Consider the following 23837-nt stretch of genomic DNA (forward strand, 5'->3'; position numbering starts at 1 on the left):
CCTCACTCACCGCCCGATTGGCGTTCTAGATAAGCCAATCCTTTTGCTATGACACCGTAAATCGGATCGTTTTGCGCATTTTCGATGACGACCTGAGAAGCGTACTCTCGGACACGCTCTACGACGATCTCTCGCACGCGATCATCGTTTTGCAAAACGCCCCCCTGCATAATCATCTGAAACGGCTTGGCTTTCATTTGCAACGTATCAATGACCGCCCGAGCAGCATCGAAAAGCTCTTCGCCTGCGACCTGCAAGATAGCTACTGCCACCTTATCTCCTGCGAGTGCAGCCTGGCTGACTAACGGCGACAACTCTCCTACCTTCTCGACGGAATAATGCTCACTGTACGTCCAGTTAAACAACTCATCTACGCGTCCCAGTCCAACGTGCGGGAGGAGCAGCTCCTTCAATGCAGTCGGCTCGCCGCGGCCATCTGCTGCTTTTAATACCGCCATAATCGCTTGCTTACCGATCCAATAACCGCTGCCCTCGTCACCGACCCGATGCCCCCAGCCTCCTGCTCGCGCCGTTTCCTGTTCATCATTTACACCAAAGGCAATCGAGCCAGTGCCTGCGATGACCAAAATGCCGGGCTTGCCTCCGGTCGCACCGAGCAAGGCCGCAAACCCGTCGTTTTCCACAATCAGCTGCTGGACACGAATACCGAGCTGGTGCAGTACCTTGCTCACCATCCGCGAGATCACCTGTCGATCATACTCCGTGTCCAGGCCAGCGATCCCGAACACCGCGCACTCGATTTCCCATTCGATTGGTCCAGTCGGTGTCGGAGTGCCGCTCATAAAGGGGGCAATGGTTTGACGAGCGATTGCATCGTCCAGAGCTTGGCTGATCGCTGCAACCACCTCACGAGCTGCCGCTTCCTCCCCGATCCCTTGATAATTGCATGAACCGGAGCGTCCTGCACCGATTTCATTTCTGGAGCGGTCCACCAGTACCGCCAGACACTTGGTGCCCCCTCCGTCCACTGCCAGAAGAGGTATTCGCACCACTGCCATTACCCCACACTCCATTCAGCTGTCAAATGATCAAGCCCTTTCATCACATTCACATTCGCCTGTTTTTTCTGTGCGAGCCATTCTGTTTCCTGCTGGAGAACCGCTTGGCGAACGGCGATCATGCGCTTCATTTCCTCTGGATTTGGTCCACCAGGAAGCTTGCGGATCATTACAAAATGAACGGGGTCAAGCGCCAGTCTGAGCTCTTCTGCTGTGAGCGACAGCTCCCGCCCGATTACTTCCACGGCTGCACGGTTTACCAGCTCCAAGCTGATTTGGTTTGCAGCGAGCTGCTCGCTCATCGCTTCTTTTACCACACGACTCACGATGTGATGAGATTTGCGGAACGAAAGCTGATCCGTGCGCACCAATGTATCCGCGAGCTCTGTGACTGTCGCAAAGCTGCCTTTTGCCCGTTCCAAGAGGACGTCCTTGTTCACTTCCATCGTACCCACAACGCTCGCCATCAAGCGATACATCTGCTCGAGCACGCCCATGCTCCGCCACGCGTATGGCTGCATGTCATCCTCGGTATCCACGATATCGCCAAAAGGCGTATTGTGCATCATCGTAAGCACTGTCGTCGCATTGCCTGCCGCACTGGACAACAGCGAGCGCATATGCTCAAAAGAAACCGGATTGCGCTTTTGTGGCATGATGGAGCTGATCTGCACGTACGGACTCGCGACTTTTAACCCCGCGAATTCCTGTGTGCACCAGAGCAGCATATCTTGAACCGTACGCCCCAAATTAATGGCTGCTAATTGTACGGCTGTCGCTACCTCCCCTAAATAATCCGCGCCGCAGACTGCATCATAAGAATTTTCCACCAACTCATCAAATCCGAGCAATTCGCGCATCCGCTCCCGGCTGATCGCAAAGCCAGAAGTCGTCAAGGCCGCTGCCCCCATGGGTGAGCGATTGACTGTGTGATAGGCTTGGATCAATCGCTTGATATCACGGCTGAGCATGTCAGTAGCCGCCATGATGTAATGCGCCATTGTCGTCGGCTGAGCCTGCTGTGTATGTGTGTAGCCAATCATAATCGTATCCACATGCTCATTTGCAAAGAGGAGCAAATGCTCTTTCAGATAGAGGGCAGAAGTCAAGGTCACCAACAATTTTTCGCGCAGCACCATACGGTATATGGTAATCCCCATATCGTTGCGGCTGCGAGCCAGATGCAGATTTCCTGCCACATCAGGAGCCAGTTCCAGCAAACGGCTCTCTACCTGAAAGAACAAATCTTCAAACTGCCCGGTGTAATGCGATTGGCGCAGCTCTTCCATTTCGATCCCACACAGTGCACCAGCAATTCTTTTGGCCTCATCGTCTGTGAGCAATTCTTGTTCACGAAGCATGATCAAATGTGCCTTGTTGATCGCCATCATCGGATGCAGCAAGTGATGCTTTGCTTCATTGAATGCAGGCTCCAAAACCGCCTCCACGTATGTCTTGCCAGGGAAACTGGCTCCCTCCTGTTGAAAAATTCGCTCTCTGTAATTCATCTTTCTTGCATCTCCTTCCCTATCCATTCGTAAGCTGCTTCTATTTTTGCGTCTGATTTTCTTTTAGGAGGGAGGCGACCGCCGTACGATCGCCTTCCCTTCTACTATGATTACTGCTGTGGGCTGATCATGTTGACAAACAATCGGATCGCACCCGGTACGAGTGACGGAATTTCGCGATACCACACGAGCGAGCTGTAGGTATATGTTCCTTTTCCATACTTGGCAGTGAGGTACGTACCCGTAAATTCCTTCTCGCCCTCGTCGCCATTCGAGATTAGCTCAGTGTATTCCTTACCCCACTCGGATGGATTGTAAGCGGAACGATCCTGAATCCAGTTGTCCCAATCTTTCTCCGTGATTTTGTTTGGCGAGTGAAACAAGGCATGATCAGGCGCCAATACTGTCACTTTGGAGGTTTCGTCTGTGACACGCCATTGAATCAGCGGAGCCCCGATTTTGATCGGATAAGGAGCCAGCTCCGGCTTCCATTTATCCTCTGGCTTGTGGTATTGCACGACCAGATTACCGCCGTTTTCCACGTATTTGAGCAAGCGTGCATTCGATGGAATCAGCTCAGGTCGGAAACCATAAGCGCGAATGCCCAGCACGATCGTATCGTATTGATCCAGATCGCCAGACTCGATGTCTTTTGCCGACAGATTGGTCACATTGACTCCCAATTGGGACAAATACTGGTCAATATTGTCAAAGCCACTGGATACGTAACCGACCTTCAATCCTTCCGGCACCTTCAGGTCAAATGCCTGTATGGCAAGCGTCGCTGGTTGAACAAAGTAAGTCGTGCCGATATGCGGGTAACGGATGACCTGGGCCCCGTGTCGGCTCTCTTTTCCACTGCCAGACGCTACTGCTGTCACCGTATACTTATCCGGTTGGACCAAAGCGTCTGCTTTGACCGTAAAGGCAACGGACTTCGTTTCTCCCTTGGCCTCAAAGGCGAGCGGTGCTGCTTGTGGCTCCACGATCCAGCCTTTTGGTACATCGAGAGAGATGGCTGTTTTCGCTGCACCTGGATTGTAGTTTTTCACTGTAACCTTGACCGGGATTGGCTCCTCTGGCTTCTGCGTATTCAAAACCGTCGCATTTGGACTCAGCACCATAGAAAAAGATGGAAGAACTGCAATGGCATCTGCTGGTGCCACATGGCTATTCGCCGTCGAGCCTGCAAAGCTGTAGCTGACATCTGCTGTAATGGCAGGAGCGGCATACGGTTGGAACAGAGCAGCATCAGAAGGAACTGAGACATCAAAAGTCGTTTTCACCGTCTGATTGTAGCCGAGCGATGAAAAGCTGGTAGTCGATTGCGGCTTGGCTTGCCAGCCTTTTGGTACATTCAGCGCGAGATTGATCTTCCCGACTTTTGCTTGGCCGCCGTTGTAAGCCGTGACCGTTACTTTTGTCGTTTGGCCTGCTACCAGTTCAGTTGTCTCAGGTTTTACTTTGGTTACGATCGAGAGCGCTTCGGCACTAGCTTTGTTCAGCTGGGATTTCTTCACTCCCAAACGATGGAGCAAGTCTGTTTTCGTGTCAGTTGGCAGGGAGGAGGCTTCGACTGCTGCCGTCGCTTTTTCCACATCCGCCAACATCTCATGCGCTTCCTTGGCTACGGAGGCAAAGCTTGGGTACGCAGCAATGACCTCTGCGGCATCCTTTTGCAGCTTTTTCAGTTCACCTGCGACTTTTTCCCCGCCAGACTTGCTGGCAACGTCCTTGGCTAAATCGTCAAATGAATAGGCAATTCCCTCAAAAAAGTCTGCTTCCTTGCCTTTTGTCTCTACGATGGATTGATCGAGCTTGTAATAATTGAAGCTTGGCCCTTCGTCATAGTGACGTCCCATGCCCTGGCTCTTGTGCATGAAACGGGATTCTTCGCCGAGTTGGACGTAAGAGGCACCATAAATTTCGTCATAGTCGCCAACAGGCACCTTGACCGAGTAATCCTGTTCCTTTGCAGGCAGATACAGCTTCTTCACCTGCCAAGGAGCCAAGCCTTCCTTTGCATGCTGTGGAAAAACATTTGGATCTGCGGCATCCTTGAATGCCCGTACCGTAATGACATTAATCGCGCGATGATGGCCGTGAGTCGAAGGTTCGTTCAAAAATGCGGGAATCACGACATCGGGTCTCAGTGTCCGAATACGGCGGATGAGCTTTTCATACGCGACATCCTCGCCCCATTTTTGCAAGGTTTCATCCGGACTTTTGGAAAAGCCGAAGTCAAAAATAGGGTCATCGATTTTTTCACTGAGGTTCTCCAGATGGATGTTCGTGATTTTGGAAGCTTCCTGCAATTCGCGGGTGCGAATGATCCCCAGCGCATTACCCAGCTCGCTGCCTATCTCGTTCTGTCCTCCCTCGCCTCGGTTCGCAATGACACTGGATGTGTCCACCCCTTTGCCAAGCGACAAGTACGCAAGCATGGAACTGTGCTCATCGTCCGGATGTGCTCCAGTGTTCATCGCACTGGCAATCGTGGTGAGCGGCTTGATGGCTTTCCACAGGTCGACAACCCCGCGGTCTGCATGGGCGGTCTCGGGTGCTATCGGCATAATCAGACTCGTGGCCAGCACCGCAGCAGTCGTAATCGTGTACAGCTTGGCAAGTTTCCCCTTACTCAATGAACGTTCCTCCATTCCATTTTCAGATTGATGTCTATATCAATCATGGCGGTCTGTACGTTTGCATTTCATTGATGTAGCCATGGATCGACCCACGGTTGGCCCGGAGTGGATGGGGCATTACTGCTTCTGACTGATCATGTTGACGAACAAACGAAAAGCGCCAGGGACTAGCTGTGGAATCTCACGGAACCAGGCAAGCGAGCTGTAGGTGTACGTCCCTTTTCCATAGTGCGCCGTGAGGAAAATGCCGCGGAACTCCGGTTCTCCCGGATCACTTGTCGCAATCAGCTCGGTATACTCGCTCCCCCAGCGAGAAGGATTGTAGATGGAGCGCTCCTGCACCCATCCATCCCAGTCCGCTTGGGTAATCACGTTTGGCTCCTGAAACATCGGATGGTCAGGGGCCAGCATACGGACGTCTGATTGCTCATTGGTCACCCGCCAATCGATCAGCGACTCGCCGATAAAAATAGGGTATGGCGCCAAGTGCGGCTTCCATTTGTCCTCTGGCTTATGATATTGAACGACGAGATTTCCGCCGTTTTCTACATAGTGTAAAAGACGCTGGTTGCTCTCGATTAATTCGCGACGGAATCCGTATGCGCGAATACCGAGAACAATCGTGTCGTAGCGGGACAAATCGCCCGATTGTATTTCGTTTGCGTCCAGATTGAGGCAATTCACCCCAACCGCGCGCAAGTATTTATCCAGATTGTCAAAACCGCTGGATACGTAGCCGATCCGCTGGTTTTTCGGGATGGCCAGATCAAAGGCTTGAACAGTCAGCGTAGCGGCCCGGATGAAATACGTGCGACCGACATGCGGGTATTCAATGACCTGCACATCCTGCGCGATCTCTGTCACACCGTCTGTCCCCGCGACCGTAGCGCTGATCTGATATTTGCCATTCGTCACCTGCGGTGTGGTATGAACAGTAAAAGCGATTGTTTTCGTCTCGCTGCGAAAAGAAAACGGAACATCGACAAAGGCTGGCTCCGCTGTCCAGCCTGCCGGGACAACGAGAGCGACCTTGGCTGTAGAGCTTCCCGGACGGTACTGTTTCAGTGTTACCTTAACCGGGATCGTCTCATCCGTATGCAGCGTGTTTCGCACGACATCTGACGGGGTCAGCGTCACCGCATACGGTGGAAGCACAGCTACACGGCTTTCCGGCTCCACACGAATCGTACTGGCTGTCTCGAAGGCGAAATAGAGCACCTCGACATCGAGCACGGGAGGCTTGTAAGGATGGAACAGCTCCGTCTGTGCAGGAATCGATACCTCAAATACGGTGCACACCGTCTGATTGTAGGCAAGTCGTGGAAACACAGTTGGCGTCAGTGGTTTCGCCGTCCATCCAGCAGGGACACGCATACGCAGCTGCACATGCTCAACCTCAAGCGAGCCGCCGTTGTAAGCCGTTACGGTAACCGTTGTCGTCTGCCCTGCCACCCACTCGCCCGTCTCCGGCTTGATTTTCACGACCAACGAAAGAGCCTCGGCACTGGCACGGTTAAGCTGCGCTTCCTTGAGTCCTAGCCGATACATCAAATCTATCTTTGTTTCTTCATCGAGTGGAGCCTTGCATACTTCTTGTTGTGCAGTCGCAAGCAAAGCTTTCATGCGGTGAACCCTTTGTGCCACTTCAGCAAATCGCGGGTAGGCATTCAATACATCTGTAGCCGCATCGTGCATTCGGTGCAGCACTTCCGCGAGTTCTTGCCCGCCTTTTGCAACGATACCCTGCGCCAGATCAGCAAAACTGACAGGCAGTCCGAAAAAAAAGTCGCGCTCTTTTTCAGGTGCCGGAAAAACCGATGCATCCAAGCGATAGTAATTGTAGGTCGGGCCTTCATCGTAATGAACACCCATTCCCTGTGTCTTATGCATAAACCTCGATCGTTCACCAAGCTGCACATAGGATGAGCCGTAGATTTGGTCGTATTCCCCCACGGGTACCGCGACGTGATAATCATCATTGTCCATGATTGGAAGATACAGCTTTTTCATTTGCCACGGCAAAAGTCCAGCCTGCCTATGCGCAGGAAAGATCTGTGGATCGGCTGCTTCGTGGAAAGCTCGCTGTGTCAGTAACGTAATCGCCCGGTGATGTCCGTGTGTCGTCGGTTCATTTTCAAAGCAAGCGATGACGACATCGGGGCGCAGCTCCCTGATTTTTCGAATCAATCGCTCATACACGACCTCTTCGCCCCATTTGCGGAAGGTTTCTTCGGCGCATTTGGAGAACCCGAAATCATGAATGGGATCATCCAGCTCTTCGCTTAAGATGCCAAGCGTCACATTGCTAAGAGAGGAGGCTTCTTCCAGCTCACGCGTCCGGATAATCCCCAGCGCGGTACCTTGCTCGCAGCCAATTTCGTTTTGGCCGCCTTCCCCTCTCGTCGCGATCACACTCGTGGTATACACGCCTTTCCCCAGCGCCAAATATGCAAGCATCGCACTGTGCTCATCGTCTGGATGGGCACCTGTATTCATGGCACTGGCAATGGTAGCGAGCGGCTTAATCGCTTTCCACAGATCGAGCAGTCCGTGTTCTCCCTGCATGGTGCGAACAGATGCGGGAATAGGCGGGCAGGGCAGTTTGGTCGGCTGTACATTCGGTGATTTCTTGTCCATCGATTCACTGACATCCACGTGAAGCTCCCCCTTTTTGACGAAGGCATCCAGCTTTACACGGTCGTTCCCGCTTTATCTCCGGTCAGTTTTCTGGAGATGAACAACACGATGATGATGACCACGATTTGCAAGACACCATAGGCGCAAGCGGTGCCGAATTCATTACTGTACATGCGTTGGAATACCGCGACAGACAATGGCGTTGTCTTCGGTGTGAAGATCAGAATCGAAGCCACGAACTCCCCGATACACTGGACGAATGCCAAGAGCGTACCTGCGAGAATTCCCCCCCACGCCATCGGGAACACGACACGCCTGAAGCTGTACCACCAGGAAGCACCGAGATTTCGCGCAGCCTCCTCAACAGATGGGTCCATCTGCATCAAGGTCGCATTGGTAGAACGAAACACAAGTGGCAGATGTCGGACAAAATAAGCCAATGGGATAATCCAGAATGTTCCGATCAAAACCTGTCCAAAGCTAAATGCATTTGGCTCACTGAACGCAGCAATCAGGTTGATCGCCACAACTGTCCCTGGCAATGCCCATGGCAGCATGATCAACACATCCAGAAGCGTTTTCCCGCGAAACTTGAGACGAACCATGGCATATGCCGCAGCTACACCGAAAATGACGATCCCGACTACCGCGATCGCAGACAACTGCAAGCTGTTGAGAATCGGACGCCATGTCTTACTATCCGTGAACAAATCCATGTAATGCGACAAGGTATACTCAGGAGGTAATATTTGCACCGTCCAGGTACCATCCACCGAGAAGGAAATGAGTACCAATACGAGAATTGGCAGCATCAGAATGATTGTACCGATAAAAGACAGCACAATCGTGGTGTAACGTCCCGCTTTGCTCTTGATCTCAGTACGGTGCACGCTGACCCCTTTGCTCAAGTTCTGGTAGTTGCGCGCGCCTTGGTACCAACGCATGATCAAAAGAAAAGCCACAGAAACAATCGAAAGAATCGTAGACTGTGTCGCAGCCATGTCCAAATCCCCATTGGTGCGAGACAGATAGATTTGCATCGTCATCGTCCGGTCAATGCCGAAAATGAGCGGTGCCGTATAAGAAGCCATCGAAATCATGAAAACCAACAGAGAAGACGCGACCATGGCTGGCGTGAGCATCGGCAAAATAATACGCCGCCAAACGGTAAAGCGATTCGCTCCAAGACTGGCTGCCGCTTCTTCCAAGGACGGGTCGAGTCCCTTGATTGCTGCTGTTGCGGTCATGAAAAAGTAGGTGTACATCGTAAACGTATGAACGACGACCACACCCCACATTCCTTTTAACGAGAAAGGAACCTGGGCAAGCCCGAACAGCTCTTTGATCGCCCGTGGAACGATTCCGCTTTCTCCGTACAAAAAGGTAAACGAGAGAACACCAATGAGTGGAGGCAACGCCATCGGAACCAAAGCCAGCACAGAAAGAATTTTTCGTCCCGGAAACTCATAGCGCTCCAATAAAAACGCCATTGTGACGCCGACGATTCCGCATGTGATGACACTCAGAACCGATATGTAGATACTGTTCCACAACGCTTCCAGGTTGGCAGTATGCTCCAGACTGAAGAAGCGAATGTAGTTTTTCCACGTAATTTCCTCATCGATTTTGATACTCGCAACGAACGTTTCGAACAATGGATAAACGACATAAGCCAACAATATTAAAAAGAGTGGCGATACCAGCACGTAGACGAAGGCGGGTGAAGCGGTGATGGACTTTCGTCTGGCTGCTGTCGGCGCTTGCTGCAACTCTGCTCTCAAAAGCTTCTTCCCCCTTATCCGGCAAAATAAATGCTCTCTTTCGGTATATGTAGGCCGATGGCATCGCCGCGCTGTTTAATCGGTCGTCCCAGGTTGATCGACATGCTGCGCAGGCTCTCCGTTCCTACCTCCGTGACGTAATTGACACACGCCCCTGTAAATTCAGACATGACAACAGAGCCTGTCACTACATTTTGTCCCTCGTTGCCTGTGCTCTCCAGAACGGATTCAGGACGAATGGACATGGTTACTTTCTCCCCAACTGACAGCTGTGCACGTGGAGAAGCATTTTCCTTAAATCCACTGAGCATTTGTCCAGAAGCCGTGCGAACCAGCACTTCATCGCCGTCAAACCCTGTAACTGTCCCTTCCCACAGATTCGTCTCGCCGATAAAAGAAGCGACAAAACGGTTTACAGGACGATGGTAAATCTCATGCGGCGTTCCGATCTGTTGCACTTCTCCGCTCTGCATGACCATGATTCGATCTGACATCGACATCGCTTCTGCCTGATCGTGCGTGACGTAAATCGTCGTAATCCCCAGCTCCAATTGGAGTCTCTTGATCTCGAAGCGCGTCTCTTCACGAAGCTTCGCATCCAGATTGGACAGCGGCTCATCCAACAGCAGAATCTGCGGCTCGATGACCAGCGCCCGTGCCAGTGCTACCCGTTGTTGTTGTCCCCCAGAAAGCTGATCAATGCGGCGTTCGCCATAGCCTTCCAGACGGACTAGCTTCATGATTCGTTCTACGCGCTCTTTTGCATCTGTTTTGTTCACTTTCCGAACCTGCAAGCCAAACGCGATATTTTCAAAAACAGTCATGTGCGGGAACAACGCGTAGTTTTGGAATACCATCCCGGTATTGCGCTTATGGGGGGGAAGAGATGTAACCTCCTGTGATCCAAAGCGAATATGGCCTTCCGTTGGATAATAAAAGCCGGCAATCATGCGCAGGGTAGTTGTTTTGCCGCAGCCACTCGGACCGAGAAAAGTAAAAAACTCTCCTGATTCGATATGAATGTGAACATCTTCGACCCCTTTTGCCTGACCAAACCTTTTGTAAACGTGATCAAGTGTTACGCTGCTCATCGGGTTGTGTTTCCTCCTTCATCGCAAGTCATTTCAAGCTGATGACCGTTTTCAAACAACTGCTATAAGTGACTAGACGGAAAGGACAACGCCTTCCCGCCTAGCTGCTTGGTAAAAATCTTCTTACTTCTTGCCTTTCCCCTTGATGTTTTCATCCCAATGCTGCATCCACTCTTTTTCTTTTGCAGCCATGACAGCCCAATCGAGTTCCATTGGCTTCAGCTCGAGATTTTTCATGAAGTCTGGCAATTGGTCCTTGCTGATGTCTGTACGAGATGGGAACTGGAAGCGTTCCTTCGCCAATTGGGCAGCTATTTCAGGACTCATCAGGAATTCCATGAACTTTTTCGCACCATCCAGGTTTTTCGCGCCTTTTACGAGAGCCACGCCGTCTACGAGAATCGGTGCCCCGCTCTTCGGATAAATGAAGTCATACGGATGGTTGTTCTTTTTGCTTTGGATCAGAACGTCCTGGAGGTTCCACAAGGAGATGACGCCCTCTTGACGATCCAGCTTCAGATACAGATTTGTCGGGTCTTGCGTGTACTCTTTTGTATTGGCATCGAGCTTGGTCAGCCATTCATAACCTTTTTCAGGAGTATCCGCCCCTTGACGGAAGATCATTGCGGAATAAATGGTACGCATTGTGCCGGACTGCAGTACGTTTCGGATCACGATCTTGTCCTTGAATTTCGGATCGATCAATTCGTCCCAATCTTGCGGTGCTTCTTCTGGCTTCATCACCTGCGAGTTGTACATGATGACCTCTGGCAAAAGCATTTCGCCGTACCAGCGATCTTGCGAATCTTTGTACAAATCTGGAACCTTGTCTGAAAAAGTCGGCTTGTATGGCTCCAGCAGATCTTCATTGGCCGCTGTTGCTAGAGCAGACTGGGTACCACCCCACCAGAAGTCAGCCTGCGGGTTCGCCTTCTCTGCACGAACGCGCTCCAAAATTTGTTGGGCACCCATTTCGAGTGTTTCCACTTCAATGTTCGGGTACTTTTCTTTGAATTTTGGCAACACGATTTCAAAAATGTTTTTGTCCCGTCCGGTGTAAATCACCAGTCTTTGTGGGTCACCCGATGAATCAGCAGGTTGAGCAGCCGCGCCAGATTGGCCGCCTGCGCTGTTGTCGGCAGGCTTTGCTTCCTGTCCTCCAGTGCCGCACGCAGCCACAGTCAGAGCCAAGGAGCTGACAAAAACGCCCTTCATCCATGTTTTCAGCTTGCTAGTTGTCTTCTTCAAAACGAACTCCCCCTCTTGTTCTTCTCACTCTTTGTCAAGCAGTCGTGTGAAAGGAAACGCTTCCAAAACACTGTGGACAGCACCAATCAAACCAGCTCGCTCCCCCAGACTTGCTTTTTCAAGATTAGGCACCTCGGGCACCCATTCTCTCAGCCATTCGTGAATTTGCTTCACCCCTTCACCATCGACGTGGACCATCTCCCCGCTCAGGATCAATATTTCCGGGTTCAAAATACTGATGATGTTCGCCATTCCGTACGCCCAATGTCGATACACATCTGCAAGAAGCTTCTTTGCTTCCGGATTATGTTTGGCGTGCCGAATCAGCTCTTCTATGACACTCGACCCTTCCTGAAGGTCAGAGAGAAATCCCTTAGCCTGCTCTTGGATGCCCGGAATCGAATAATGCGTCTCAAACACGCCTGACGCGCCATTCGGTCGATTATGTACCGGGCCGATCATCATGAAGCCGATTTCTCCTGCTGCCTCACGACTCCCCCGATAAAATTGTCCATCCAAAATGATTCCGGCCCCAATCCCCGTTCCTACGTACATGTAGACGACGTTGGTATGGCCGACCCCTGCTCCACGGACGTACTCGCCCAGTGTCATCATATTCACGTCATTGTCGATAATGACGGGCAGTCCGAGTCGCGCTTCGATTGTCTGCTGAATCGGTGAGCCCATCCAGCCTGTGCTAGGTGAAAAGCTGACGGTTCCACTGCCACGCTGTGTCACCCCTTGCAAGCCGACGCCCATTCCGAGCAGTCGTTCTCGCGGGATGCCGCTTTCACGGAGCAAACGATCCAGTCCGGCTGCCAAATCTTCGATGACGGTTTCGCCATTCGCTGGTTGTGCCAGCCGTTTGCGATAGCGAGCCAAGAATTCGCCTTTCATATCTGCGATGGCCATATCTAGGGTAGAGCCTTCAAAAATCGCGCCGGCTATGGCGTAGGCCTGGTAGTTGTACTCCAACAAAATCGGCTTGCGGCCGCCTTTGGAATCACCCATTCCTACTTCTTGCAGGAGTCCTTCCTGGATCATCTCATCTACGAGGGCGGAAACACATGGACGGCTGAGCTGTGTCTGTTTGGAGATATCTGCGCGGGAAATCTGCCCGTGCAAGACGACTTGCTGCAATACTTCTTCTTTATTCAGTTTTTTCACGAGTTTGCTGTTACCTGTTTTTTTGGGAACTTGCACGTGTCATCGATCACCGCCACACAGTTAGTTAACATTACTAACAAAGATAACCAAATTATAGACACGGCAGCACTCAATAGTCAAACAATTTACATTTGTCTTTCATATATTTTTTGGATTTTTTAGTGTATATAACCATTGTTAAAAAATACTAAAAAATACAGTCGACACGCTGTTGTGGTGGGGAGGAAACAGGAGAAAACGCTCAGATTCTTGTCCCACCCGCTGAGGGATTCACTGCCCGTCTCCATGCAAAAAGCGAAACCGCGTCCAAAGTGGTCCTTTCAGGATGTGTTTCAGAGGTGGACGCTTAAGGGCGTGTTTCGCTTTTTGCATTCCGTCTCGGTCGGTGTACCAAAGATCTTCGCTGTTTTCTCCTGTTTCCTCTACGAGCTTTTCGTGTCAATCGAGTTTTAAAAGCCCTAAAAGAACGAAGAACGTATTCAGCAACGCCAGAGAAGAATATTTCCAGACGTAGCGACTTGTGGAGTCCTACCAAGCGGAGAAGGGATTCGCGGGCAAAAGAAACGCAACCGTGCCCATGCGACGTAGCGGCTACCACTTTTGCGTTTCCCCGCGAATCCCTTCGGAGCGGACAGTCTCAACCCTCAGCGGGACGGAGCCTGGAGCCTAGACTGGAAATATTCTTCTCCCCACCGCAGCTGCATATTTAGGGACCTTGAGTTGTTGCTGTAGTGTTGGCGAGGAAACAGGAGAAAACGCTCAGATTCTTGTCCCACCCGCTGTGGGATTCACTGCCCGACTCCATACAAAAAGCGAAACCGCGTCCAAAGTGGTCCTTTCAAGATGTATTTCAGAGGTGGACGCTTAAGAGCGTGTTTCGCTTTTTGCATTCCGTCTCGGTCGGTGTACCAAAGATCTTCGCTGTTTTCTCCTGTTTCCTCTACGAGCTTTCCATGCTTAAACGGGGTTTTAAGGACTTAATAGAATGAAGAAGTCATCAGTTACGACAGAGAAGAATATTTCCGGACGTAGCGACTTGTGGAGTCCTACCGAGCGGAGAAGGGATTAGCGGGCAAAAGAAATGCAACCGTGCCCATGCGACGTAGCGGCTACCACTTTTGCATTTCCCCGCTAATCCCTTCGGAGCGGACAGTCCATGCTTCCCTGAGGGACGGAGCACTGAGCCTAGACTGGAAATATTCTTCTCCTCACCGCAGCCACTGTCTTTCAGATATTTTTTAGATTTTTTATCATGATTACCCTTTTGCGTTGTGAGAATAAAAAAGCACATCACCCTCTACAGGGGAATGTGCTTGGAACACTACTCTTCTTTTCCTGATAATCAGACGTCCTCTATTAGTCTATGTATCCAGCGACTCCTTTTTTGATCAAGTATTCCATCTCTACATCCAGGATCTTCTCGACGGTGATCTCATCCAGCTTCACATCTGACTTACCCATGATGTAATCTACGAGATCATCAAAATCAACGTCGACATCACCTTTTGCATCTGCCTTCGCACTGTTCATGTACGCTTGCTCATGCTTGAGTACGATCATGATTTTTTGCGGGTCTACTTTTGTTTTCGTAGCTAAATGCGAAACTAACTCGGTTTCGTTTACTTGCTTACTCATTTGTTGTCATCTCCTATTTCTCTTACCTTTTGTCATTTTACAATATCATTGCGGTTCCACACAAAAATGAGAGAAATAAAAATTATATCACGCAAACAACTCTCGCTCTCGAGGTGCAAGAAGAAAATATTGTTTCCAAGAGACAATTTGCCCTACATTCAGTTCTTATATTTTCCAATTTACTATTGGAATACCATGCATATGCAAAGTAAATAATTACCCTAACTATATGGGCAACCACCAACATTTTAACGAAAAATATACGCTAAGCACGTTCAGGTGCATTAAAAGCAGATTTTTCCTACTCTAAGCCGAATGTCCGCTAATGCTAAGCGTATCAAACCGTTACATATTGGATCTACCCTATATAAAGGAGATGAATTCATTGGAGAATAACAACAACAGCAATAACAGCGGCTCGGGGAAACCGGATCCAAAGTCAGAGCCTTCGACAGGGTCTACGACATCTACTACACCTACTACACCTCCGTCACCGGAGCCTGGAGGAGGAAAAATACCGAAACCTGGCCCAGGAGGAGGTACAATACCGACACAGCCTCGATAGTTGTCCACAAATGATCAAAACACGCTTTTGTTCATTTGTAACCCGTTCAATGGTTCCTATTAAAAAAAGCAAACCCTCCACCAACAGATGCTGGAATGGAGGATTTGCTTATACTCCACCGATTCTTGCCGAAATCGTTGTAGCTTGACGCTTCACTTTTTCGATGAGTAGGGGCAATCGATCTTCTGTTACCCGAAAGCATGGGGCGTTGATCGAGAGCGCTCCGACGAGTTGATTTCCGTAGCCGATGATCGGAGCGGCAACTGCCATGGTGCCTTCTGTCTTCTCCTCGTAGCTGATCGCATAGCCACTTTTCTTGGCTTCACTCAGCTGCTCCAAAAATGACGGCTGCTTGTCTCGTGCAAGCTGGGCGGAAACGACCTTTGTAATCGCATCCTGCTTCAAATACGCGAGAATGATTTTACTGGGGGCGCCAATTGTGAGAGGTATTCGCTCCCCCAGGTTCTCATCTATGCGTATTTTCAGTGGACTTTCTACTTTTTCGATCGGCATCGAATCCGTTCCGGCCAATACGTTGAGGAAGATACTCTCCTCGACTTCATTCGCCAGCTCCTCCATGTAAGGTCTCGCTACAGCTCGCAGGTTTAGCTTTTCATGCAGGATAAAACCGATTTCCATCCACGTATATCCCGGCTTGTAATGCTTGGTGACTGGGTCCTGCTCAACCAATCCGAACTGGATCATGGATTCGAGAAAACGGTGGAGCGTACTGATTGGTAGACCTGTTGCGCTCGCTAGCTCCGAAATCGGCCAAGCATGTTTTTCGTCTGAAATCAGTACCCGAATAATTTTCATCGCCCGTTCGACTGATTGAACCATCCTTCTTTCGTCCTCCATGACAAAAAGTTACGCTGCAACACTTGTGTTATCTTTCGTTTGTTTAGTGGGGGCTTTCCCTTTGGCAAGCCTTGCTTCCAGCTTATTCACAAAATACGAGAAGATCATGATCAGTACGAGATAGTACAACCCGACAACCATATACGTCTCTAGCTGCTTGTAGTTGGAAGCTGCCTCCCCGAGACCCGTTCCCCATAAATCCTGCATCCCTACATAGGCGACCAACGATGAATCCTTCAACCCGATAATAAACTGATTGCCAAGCGATGGGATCGCCCGACGGAACGCCTGCGGCAAAATGATTCTGCGCATCGCCAACGGGTACGACATTCCGAGTGACCTGGACGCTTCCATTTGCCCGCGGTCGATGGACTGAATGGACCCCCGGAAGATCTCCGCAATATACGCACCGTTATGAACGGCCAGCGCGATTGCCCCTGCCCAAAACTGCGATAACGTGACCATATTCGCCAAGCCGAAGTACAGGATACAAATTTGTACGATCAATGGCGTTCCGCGAATGACGGTAATGTAGGTGTGCGCGATGTAGTTCAAAGCTTTGGAATCGGATATCCGGAAAAAGGCAATGACAAGGCCTACCACACAACCTAGGATCAGGGCAACTGCCGTCAACTGAACCGTGAGCCATGTCGCTTTTAGAAAAAGGGGATAACTGGATAGAAAAATATCAATAATCACGTTTCATCCTCCTCACATGAAGCGTTACAAGGAGGGCGTCCACCACGGACACCCCGTTGCCCACTTACTGTTTTTGCAAGATGTTGCGACCAAACCATTTTTGGCTGATCTTCTCATAAGTGCCGTCTTTGACGATCTCATCCAACGCCTTGTTGATCCGCTCCACTGCCTCCGAATCACCCAAGCGCACAGCGATTGCTTGCTCGTCAAAGCTGAGTGGTTCGCCTACATCAATCACTTTTCCGCCACCTTCTTTAATGAATCGCAAGCCTACTACCTGGTCGGTAATCACTGCATCGAGACGCCCTGTCGGCAGGTCGAGCAAAGCGGTGATATCGCTATCATATTGAGTGATTTTGTCTTCATCCGTCAGCTTTTTCGCCCAATCCAAGTAGTTGGATGCTTTCACGACGCCGATCTTTTTGCCTTTCAAATCCTCTTTGGTCTTGATTGTTGTATTGCCCTCTTGTACGAAAATTTGCGAACCGGAACGGTAGTATGGATTGGTGAACAAAACAGCTTTTTGGCGTTCAGGTGTGACGGTCAAGCTCCCGATGACTGCGTCGTATTTTTTCGCGTCCAGGCCAGGGATGATCGTTTCAAATGGATTGGTGATCGGTACTGCGTTCATGCCCATTTTTTCTGCCAGCGCTTGTCCAATCTCTACGTCAAAGCCAGTCAGTTGCCCGTTTTCCTTGAAGCTAAACGGCTTGTACACGCCACTCATGGCGTACGTAAAATCCTTCTTTCCACCGTCTCCACCAGCTTGTCCACCCGCTGCCGGTGCACTTCCCTGTGAACCACAAGCAGAGAGCAACAACGAGCCTACCAGGACAGTGGACAACAAAATTCCGGACCATTTTGCACGCTTTTTCATTGATGATTCCCCCTGTATTCGTCTCTATTATTCGTGTTCAAAAAGTTGGCTTTTCAGCACCGAGAAAGTGGTGAGAACCTGAAGAAGGAGGAGCAGAATGTAGCGGACCTACATGAGCACCGGACTTCGAAGGTGAACACCTCTTTCGATGTCGAATTAGCTTTCAGGACTACTTCGTGATCAAAAGACGACTTTTTGAACTACCTTTTTCATGGATTTTAACGGATGCTGCGTAAAAACTGCTTGGTACGATCATGCTGTGGGTTTTCAAAGAATTCTTTCGGCGGTCCTTGCTCCAGGATTTGCCCATCGTGCATGAACACCGCCCGATCTGCTACCTCACGAGCGAATCCCATCTCGTGTGTCACGACGATCATCGTCATTCCTTCTTTGGCGAGCTGCTTCATGACCTGTAGCACTTCGCCGACGAGCTCGGGATCGAGTGCAGAGGTTGGCTCATCAAACAGCATGATCTTCGGCTTCATCGCAAGAGCCCGGGCGATGGCAACCCGCTGCTTTTGTCCACCAGAGAGCATGTCCGGGTAGACATCGGCTTTGTCCTGCATATTTACTTTTTTCAGGAGCTCGTACGCTAGTTGTTTGGCTTCTGCTGCATTCATCCCTTTGACGTGAACAGGTGCCTCGATCACGTTTTCCAAAACGGTCTTGTGCGGAAACAGATTGAAGTGCTGAAAAACCATGCCGACCTCGGCGCGGAACTGATTCAGATTCGTCTTGTGTGGATCAATCTGCTGGCCGCCGATTCGAATCTCTCCGCTGTCATAAAACTCCAGAAAATTCAAACATCGGAGTAAAGTACTTTTGCCTGATCCACTGGCTCCAAGCAAGACGACAACTTCCTTTTCTTCCACCGTGAGCGTAACGCCCTTCAACACGGTTAACGGGCCAAAAGATTTGACAAGCTGCTTAACCTCAATCATCCTGCTATCCCCCATTTATCTCCCGGATGAATTGCGTATTCCTTTTTCCGAATACCGGAAACGTTTTCTGATTTAAATTATAATTATATATTTTCTGATATTCAAGAAAAATATGTTTTATTGAATAAATATTCATGATAAGAATATGGAATCATTTTCCTGCCCGTAAGGTCCACAAGCAGCACCACCCCCACAGCAAGCGGCTCCATCTGACCCTGAGCCGGAAGTCAAAAGAGCGGCTATTGATGAGACCAAAGGTCGAATCATAAACAATCAGTTCACGGTGCCGATCCCGATCACCGAGACATTTACGTTTTGACCCCGCGACTCCAGACGGAAAGCTTTATGGGCAAATGGTCATGTCCCTTGAACAGGTAAAAAATGCGTTTTCCGTTCAGTAATAGAAAAAAGTGGTTAGCAGCGCAGAGTCTGCTCAACCACTTTTTCGCGTAAAGACAAATAGTTTCCCATCCGCGTTCAACACTTGTGTCCCTTGTCCAAGCTCGATCCAAGATCGCGCCCAGTGTACATGCCCACAGCAGACGAGTACTGGAGAATGTTGCTGCAAGCACTCTCGAATTTCAGGTAAGCCTTGCAGATCAAATGAAGGCTCATCCGGACCTTGATGAAGTAACAATATGTCAGGCTGCTTCCGAAGCAGCTCACGCATTTCTTTCAGGAACTCCTTCCTTTCCCTCCGATTCGGTTTATCCGCACGACCTACGATTCCGCCCAGGCCCGCAATACGGAGCTGGCTGACTTGCACTATTTCAGGATCATTGATTACGGTGATATCTGCCATGTGTTGAAGCTGTGCGAATGAACCAGAGTCAAACAAATCGTGATTGCCAACAACCCCGACCACCTCTCCAAACTCGCGTTGAAAAGCTTTCCATACGGAAGAGGGATCGCCGCTACTTCCCCGTTCCCATGGATCGGCATACAAGTCACCGCATAGCAAGACCAGAACGCGTTCCCTTGAAATGGATGGCTTTTCGATTTGGAGTAACAGTGAAACCATCTCTGGCAACGCTTCGCCAAGCAATACCTGCTGCTCGTGCTCTATCACCCCTTGCAGATCGGAAGTAATAATGATCGCATCATAAGCATCAGGAATATTCACCATTTCCCCAAAAAAGATGGGCAAGCTGCTCGGAACAACACCTTTGCCATTCGCGCCTGCTGCTAGATAGGGAACCTGCTCGACGGGTTCTTCTCCGATCTTGGTAATCTGGATCACGAACGCAGCTGCTCCCTGACTGCCATCAATGCAAAACCGAGCAAATTTTCTCCCCGCCACTTCTCGGGCTGTTCCGCATGCGGATGATCTTGGGCCATCCCGATTCCCCATATCCGATCATAAGGACTCGCTTCGACAATAATGCGGTCACCTGTCTCCAAGAGATATGCTTTCAACTCGGCATGCTGGCTGAATTTTAATAGATTTGCTTGGCGAACAATTGCCGTCTTGTTCGCATTCCACACAGCCTCGTCAAAGGAATGTACCTTTCGTCCCAAATCCTTCGCTTGTTTCGGATGACTTTTCCTGAGTATTTCATCACGGATGGCAAAATCGCCGAACAGCTCAGCCTTTTTCGCCATCATGTAATGCTCAGCGGTTGGGTACGTGATACCGTCCTCTACAAAAGCGGCCGGATACCATTGGCTGAAACAAGATTTATCGGTCGTGCCTGAATCCTTCTGTGTATGCCCCCAAAAGAACAAGTATTTCACTCTGGTCTTCTGCGATTCTTTGAGTAAGCTTTGGATGTCATGTATGCGCGCCATCGTTGTATCCCCATCTCTCTTTTATAAACAATCCCATGAATACGAAACCTTTGAAAAATCCAGACGAAGCAGGTCCTGCCTGCGAATGAAGAAGTTGCCCACTCCGCTATCTCCCCACGAGACATAGTAATCGTAATTGTCGCCCTCCATATCCAGTTGAAGGAGCATCTCCCATCCATCCCGATTCACATACTCCTGGGTAAAGTAGGGATATCCTCCGATCCGTGAACCACTTGCATCGGCGAGGTCCCAGTATTTGGAGTAGGCCACCTCATCCTCGTCGGTAGGTAGCTGATAATTCACTGCCTGTGGATCTCGATGAGGGACGTACTGCGACTCTAGTTTTCCTGTCACTTTGTATGGCCCACCTAGTACCGGACTGTACACGTCAGGGTCCTCTGGTTGAAACGGGTCAATTTCCTGTGTATCTATAACCTCTTCAAAATGAAGCACGTGAAAGGATTGGTCCATCAGTCCGAAGGTATCATCCTCCTTGACAAAAAAACTGGTCAATCCACTAGCGGGGTAGCCATCGAGCTGCGGCATTTGCGCCCAGTTGATTTGTGCGAGAAACAAGTAGTCGTTTCCATCTTCATCCTGTGGGTATGGCATTTGTGGCGGCAGCCAAGGCTTTCCGCCCACCTTGCTATCTGTTAAAGTAGCCGGTTCTTTCGTCAGCGTGAGCTTAATGGATGACTTCGCGGATTTTTGGATGTGTTCCAAAAACTCTGGGGTCCATTGGTTATTTGCATCTAAGAAGTTCAAGTAAGATCACCTCGGATATTGAACCATATGGAAAATGGTTACATTCATTTTATCTGAACCATCTACCTATCCGCAAATTTCTTACATCACTTGCGCAGCAGGATGCCAGCCTGTGGTATACCAAGCCAGAAGCCAGAGGTAGGCATGGCAATCACCCCGACCACGCAAATCCCGAGTATCGTCCAACCAAAGGCAGCCGGCGTCTCCATTCCCTTCTTTTTCATCAGCCAATCCGCCATATATCCGAGCAACATCAGCAAAAAGCCAAACATCAGAAACCAGAAAGCAGCAACTTCTTCTTTCCCTACCGCATTCCAAAAGCCATTAGCAACAATCTGCTGAAGCGGCTTTGCGTATAAAAACAGACCGACAACCGTATGCAGCAGTCCTGTCAGGATGAGAGTGAAACCCATTTGGCGCTTGATCCCACTTACCATGTCCATTCGCTCCTCTCAAGTTGGCCTCTTCCGAGAATCGTCAGCATCCGATTCGATCCAGTATGTCTCAATGCTGGGCAGCCCCTTCCCTTGCGCTAAAACGAATAATCAGCCGATCTTCCGCATATTTCGCTCCCGTCACCTGTCGTCCCATTAACACTCGTGGCAAGATGACTTTTCGCTTGTAGGCGCCCGCATTTACGGTCAACTCATCCCCTGTTTGCGTTAAATCCAGCGCTGCTTTATCCACAAAAGGAATCATCAGCTCCAAATGCAGCTCGCCATCCACTTCTCGAATCAGTTCCGTTCTGCCCTGATAAAGCTTGGCGGATGGATCTTCTGTTCCAAAAATGATATCAGCCAATTCTTCTAACACAGGAAGCCCAATCACTTCTTTTGGCATCATCGGTGCTTTCAAAATCGGAAGCGGCTGAAAGTTTTCCACGATTTCGTTCTCATACTTGCGTTGCAGCTCTCGCCAGTGAGCAAAAAATCCTTCCCCTGCTTCATCCGGAAGCACCCGATTCACGATGATGGCATCCGTATTGAACCCGAACAGATTCAAGTACGTAAACGAGCGCTTTGCTTCCGCAAGTACCATTTTTTCTGGATTTACTACGATTCTCACTGATGTAATCTCCGGGTCCAAAACAATGCGTTGCATTTCCTCCAGCCCCCGAGCGAGCTGCTCGACGCTGTTTAGCACATCATCAGAAGGAAGCTCTACTTTGTTAACGATCTTGGCCACTGGGCGAACCAGTTTGATCAGCTTTCGTTCCATCGGAAAAATTTTCTCCAACCACCAATTCAATACGTTGGGATAACTGAGCAGACGCAGGGTTTCTCCGGTTGGGGCACAATCTACTACCAGGACGTCGAACTGCCCGCTGACGGCGTGTTCCTTAATCTGTAGCAAACTGAACATTTCCTCCATGCCAGGAAAAACAAGCATCTCTTCCGTTGTAATATCAGTCAGCTGTGCTTTGTCGAGCAGTGTTGTCAGCCAGCCCTGAACGGCTCCCCAATTGCGCTCGGTTTCCCGCAAGCTGTTTACTTCCTGGCCCCATAAATTTTCGCTGATGAGTACGGGGTCTGGTCCGATCACAGTCCCCAATGAATCTGCCAAACTGTGTGCGGCATCCGTACTGAGTACGAGCGTCCTCTTTCCCTGCTTTGCCAGCTTAACAGCCGTTGCTGCTGCAACACTTGTCTTGCCAACTCCACCTTTGCCAGTGTAAATGACGATTCTCATCTCGACTCTCTCCTTCACGATCCATTTAATACGATTTCGTAGTAATTAGACAAAAAAAGAAGCAGGCTCGATCAGACTATTCCTCAATGTTGATCTTGATGGAACGAACCTTTGTTTCACGAGGCTTGACAGGTCCTCCGTCCTGAAATACCTTGGCGGCTTTGAGTAAAAGGGCAGTGAATTGCTCCATTTCCTCCGATGTAAATGCCTCCTGAAGCCTCCCCAACATCGTCAGCATGATTTGCTCTGATTCTTTTGCGAGCTGTTTGCCTGGTGGTGTCAGTGTGACGAGCTTCACCCGTTGATCCTCTACAGAGGTAGCCCTCGCGATGTAGCCTTTGCGTTCAAGCCGTTTCGCGATGCTGGTCATCGAACTAAGCGGCGCCCCCATCTCTTGCGCCAACTCTGACATAGTCAAATCTCCGCGGAACAGCAATAGGAGGAGAGTCGTCAAATCAGAGCGAGTCAGTTTTTCTTCAAGCTGCATCGTATCGGACATAAAGGCGAACGGACGCAAACCGGTTTTCAGAAAGAGGTCATATAGTTGCTGCATACCGGCGACTCCTTTTAGTACGATTTCGTAGTAATTTCCCCTTCAATTTATTACATATTTTAGGGAATGTCAACAGGCGCAAAAAGTATACCATGCTGGGCAGACGTACATATTAAAGCTGTTACAACTGACAGGAGGAATCAAAATGAATAAACAGCGCGCGAAAGAAATCGCCGCTTCGCCCGTTATGGCGAATGTGACCTGCGATGGAATGCCCGTATACATCCAGCACATCGATGATGACAACGACATGGCGAGGATTTACCCGCTCAATCAGCCGGATCAGGAGATGAGCGTTCCTGTAGCCAGCTTGCGGGAGCACGGTGAGTACTGATTTTTGTCACGACAACGATGGAGGGGACCTGTAGTGA

Annotated in this window: 21 protein-coding genes; 1 reads left to right on the forward strand and 20 read right to left on the reverse strand. The window is 50.0% G+C overall.

From position 1 onward, the window contains the following. Positions 1 to 2 precede the first annotated feature (2 nt). The 20 genes from HPY31_RS27390 to HPY31_RS27485 all read right to left on the reverse strand — a co-directional run bounded on the left by HPY31_RS27390 (position 3) and on the right by HPY31_RS27485 (position 23466). Entirely contained in the window at positions 3 to 1019 is a 1017-nt protein-coding gene (locus HPY31_RS27390; protein WP_172143171.1) for an N-acetylglucosamine kinase, read from the reverse strand. Next, entirely contained in the window at positions 1019 to 2527 is a 1509-nt protein-coding gene (gene argH, locus HPY31_RS27395) for an argininosuccinate lyase (RefSeq protein ID WP_172143172.1), read from the reverse strand. The genes HPY31_RS27390 and argH overlap by 1 nt, the downstream gene beginning before the upstream one ends. A gap of 110 nt (positions 2528 to 2637) precedes the next feature. Next, positions 2638 to 5169 carry an NEW3 domain-containing protein gene (locus HPY31_RS27400; RefSeq protein ID WP_172143173.1) on the reverse strand — a complete coding sequence of 844 codons (2532 nt, stop codon included), beginning with the start codon at positions 5167 to 5169 and terminating at the stop codon, positions 2638 to 2640. Between the two features lie 120 nt (positions 5170 to 5289). Continuing rightward, positions 5290 to 7809, reverse strand: coding sequence for a PIG-L family deacetylase (locus tag HPY31_RS27405; protein WP_216675844.1), 2520 nt, complete (start codon positions 7807 to 7809; stop codon positions 5290 to 5292). A gap of 53 nt (positions 7810 to 7862) precedes the next feature. Next, complete coding sequence (locus HPY31_RS27410; RefSeq protein WP_172143175.1) at positions 7863 to 9590, reverse strand: ABC transporter permease; 1728 nt, start codon at positions 9588 to 9590, stop codon at positions 7863 to 7865. A 14-nt stretch (positions 9591 to 9604) separates the two neighbouring features. Then, complete coding sequence (locus HPY31_RS27415; RefSeq protein ID WP_172143176.1) at positions 9605 to 10681, reverse strand: ABC transporter ATP-binding protein; 1077 nt, start codon at positions 10679 to 10681, stop codon at positions 9605 to 9607. A gap of 123 nt (positions 10682 to 10804) precedes the next feature. After that, positions 10805 to 11929 (reverse strand): extracellular solute-binding protein, encoded by a 1125-nt coding sequence (locus HPY31_RS27420; protein ID WP_172143177.1) that lies wholly within the window; start codon positions 11927 to 11929, stop codon positions 10805 to 10807. 24 nt (positions 11930 to 11953) lie between these two features. Next, positions 11954 to 13132 (reverse strand): ROK family protein, encoded by a 1179-nt coding sequence (locus tag HPY31_RS27425; protein WP_172143178.1) that lies wholly within the window; start codon positions 13130 to 13132, stop codon positions 11954 to 11956. Positions 13133 to 14452: 1320 nt separating this feature from the next. Beyond that, a complete protein-coding gene (locus HPY31_RS27430; protein ID WP_172143179.1) occupies positions 14453 to 14731 on the reverse strand; it encodes a hypothetical protein in 279 nt (92 codons plus the stop codon). Positions 14732 to 15094: 363 nt separating this feature from the next. Beyond that, a complete protein-coding gene (locus tag HPY31_RS27435) occupies positions 15095 to 15304 on the reverse strand; it encodes a hypothetical protein (protein ID WP_172143180.1) in 210 nt (69 codons plus the stop codon). A 100-nt stretch (positions 15305 to 15404) separates the two neighbouring features. Further along, on the reverse strand, positions 15405 to 16136 hold the full coding sequence (locus HPY31_RS27440) for an IclR family transcriptional regulator (protein ID WP_172143181.1): 732 nt from the start codon (positions 16134 to 16136) through the stop codon (positions 15405 to 15407). Positions 16137 to 16163: 27 nt separating this feature from the next. Continuing rightward, complete coding sequence (locus HPY31_RS27445) at positions 16164 to 16853, reverse strand: amino acid ABC transporter permease (RefSeq protein WP_015892776.1); 690 nt, start codon at positions 16851 to 16853, stop codon at positions 16164 to 16166. A 64-nt stretch (positions 16854 to 16917) separates the two neighbouring features. Next, positions 16918 to 17730, reverse strand: a complete 813-nt coding sequence (locus HPY31_RS27450; protein WP_172143182.1) for an ABC transporter substrate-binding protein — start codon at positions 17728 to 17730, stop codon at positions 16918 to 16920. Positions 17731 to 17948: 218 nt separating this feature from the next. After that, positions 17949 to 18671 (reverse strand): amino acid ABC transporter ATP-binding protein, encoded by a 723-nt coding sequence (locus HPY31_RS27455; RefSeq protein ID WP_172143183.1) that lies wholly within the window; start codon positions 18669 to 18671, stop codon positions 17949 to 17951. Positions 18672 to 19104: 433 nt separating this feature from the next. Beyond that, positions 19105 to 19911: a metallophosphoesterase family protein gene (locus tag HPY31_RS27460; protein ID WP_172143184.1), complete on the reverse strand. Its 807-nt coding sequence runs from the start codon at positions 19909 to 19911 to the stop codon at positions 19105 to 19107. Further along, entirely contained in the window at positions 19908 to 20459 is a 552-nt protein-coding gene (locus HPY31_RS27465; RefSeq protein WP_172143185.1) for a riboflavin biosynthesis intermediates N-glycosidase, read from the reverse strand. Before HPY31_RS27465 ends, HPY31_RS27460 begins: the two co-directional genes overlap by 4 nt. 21 nt (positions 20460 to 20480) lie before the next feature. Continuing rightward, positions 20481 to 21224: a YwqG family protein gene (locus HPY31_RS27470; protein ID WP_172143186.1), complete on the reverse strand. Its 744-nt coding sequence runs from the start codon at positions 21222 to 21224 to the stop codon at positions 20481 to 20483. A gap of 86 nt (positions 21225 to 21310) precedes the next feature. After that, positions 21311 to 21667 carry a DUF6463 family protein gene (locus HPY31_RS27475; RefSeq protein ID WP_253901973.1) on the reverse strand — a complete coding sequence of 119 codons (357 nt, stop codon included), beginning with the start codon at positions 21665 to 21667 and terminating at the stop codon, positions 21311 to 21313. Positions 21668 to 21728: 61 nt separating this feature from the next. Further along, entirely contained in the window at positions 21729 to 22913 is a 1185-nt protein-coding gene (locus tag HPY31_RS27480) for an ArsA family ATPase (protein ID WP_172143187.1), read from the reverse strand. A gap of 76 nt (positions 22914 to 22989) precedes the next feature. Next, positions 22990 to 23466 (reverse strand): MarR family winged helix-turn-helix transcriptional regulator, encoded by a 477-nt coding sequence (locus HPY31_RS27485; protein WP_172143188.1) that lies wholly within the window; start codon positions 23464 to 23466, stop codon positions 22990 to 22992. A 145-nt stretch (positions 23467 to 23611) separates the two neighbouring features. Between HPY31_RS27485 and HPY31_RS27490 the strand changes: the two genes are divergently transcribed. Then, positions 23612 to 23800: an H-type small acid-soluble spore protein gene (locus HPY31_RS27490; protein WP_016741380.1), complete on the forward strand. Its 189-nt coding sequence runs from the start codon at positions 23612 to 23614 to the stop codon at positions 23798 to 23800. The last annotated feature ends 37 nt before the right edge of the window (positions 23801 to 23837 follow it).

Source organism: Brevibacillus sp. HB1.3, from assembly GCF_013186635.1.
Classification (GTDB): Bacteria; Bacillota; Bacilli; order Brevibacillales; family Brevibacillaceae; genus Brevibacillus; species Brevibacillus brevis_D.

What these genes read in the sequence shown, in the direction of transcription:
- HPY31_RS27390 (WP_172143171.1), bottom strand. Translation starts at nt 1,019, where the DNA reads ATGGCAGTGGTGCGAATACCTCTTCTGGCAGTGGACGGAGGGGGCACC.
- argH (WP_172143172.1), bottom strand. Translation starts at nt 2,527, where the DNA reads ATGAATTACAGAGAGCGAATTTTTCAACAGGAGGGAGCCAGTTTCCCT.
- HPY31_RS27405 (WP_216675844.1), bottom strand. Translation starts at nt 7,809, where the DNA reads ATGGACAAGAAATCACCGAATGTACAGCCGACCAAACTGCCCTGCCCG.
- HPY31_RS27415 (WP_172143176.1), bottom strand. Translation starts at nt 10,681, where the DNA reads ATGAGCAGCGTAACACTTGATCACGTTTACAAAAGGTTTGGTCAGGCA.
- HPY31_RS27430 (WP_172143179.1), bottom strand. Translation starts at nt 14,731, where the DNA reads ATGAGTAAGCAAGTAAACGAAACCGAGTTAGTTTCGCATTTAGCTACG.
- HPY31_RS27440 (WP_172143181.1), bottom strand. Translation starts at nt 16,136, where the DNA reads ATGGTTCAATCAGTCGAACGGGCGATGAAAATTATTCGGGTACTGATT.
- HPY31_RS27450 (WP_172143182.1), bottom strand. Translation starts at nt 17,730, where the DNA reads ATGAAAAAGCGTGCAAAATGGTCCGGAATTTTGTTGTCCACTGTCCTG.
- HPY31_RS27455 (WP_172143183.1), bottom strand. Translation starts at nt 18,671, where the DNA reads ATGATTGAGGTTAAGCAGCTTGTCAAATCTTTTGGCCCGTTAACCGTG.
- HPY31_RS27465 (WP_172143185.1), bottom strand. Translation starts at nt 20,459, where the DNA reads ATGGCGCGCATACATGACATCCAAAGCTTACTCAAAGAATCGCAGAAG.
- HPY31_RS27475 (WP_253901973.1), bottom strand. Translation starts at nt 21,667, where the DNA reads ATGGACATGGTAAGTGGGATCAAGCGCCAAATGGGTTTCACTCTCATC.
- HPY31_RS27480 (WP_172143187.1), bottom strand. Translation starts at nt 22,913, where the DNA reads ATGAGAATCGTCATTTACACTGGCAAAGGTGGAGTTGGCAAGACAAGT.
- HPY31_RS27485 (WP_172143188.1), bottom strand. Translation starts at nt 23,466, where the DNA reads ATGCAGCAACTATATGACCTCTTTCTGAAAACCGGTTTGCGTCCGTTC.
- HPY31_RS27490 (WP_016741380.1), top strand. Translation starts at nt 23,612, where the DNA reads ATGAATAAACAGCGCGCGAAAGAAATCGCCGCTTCGCCCGTTATGGCG.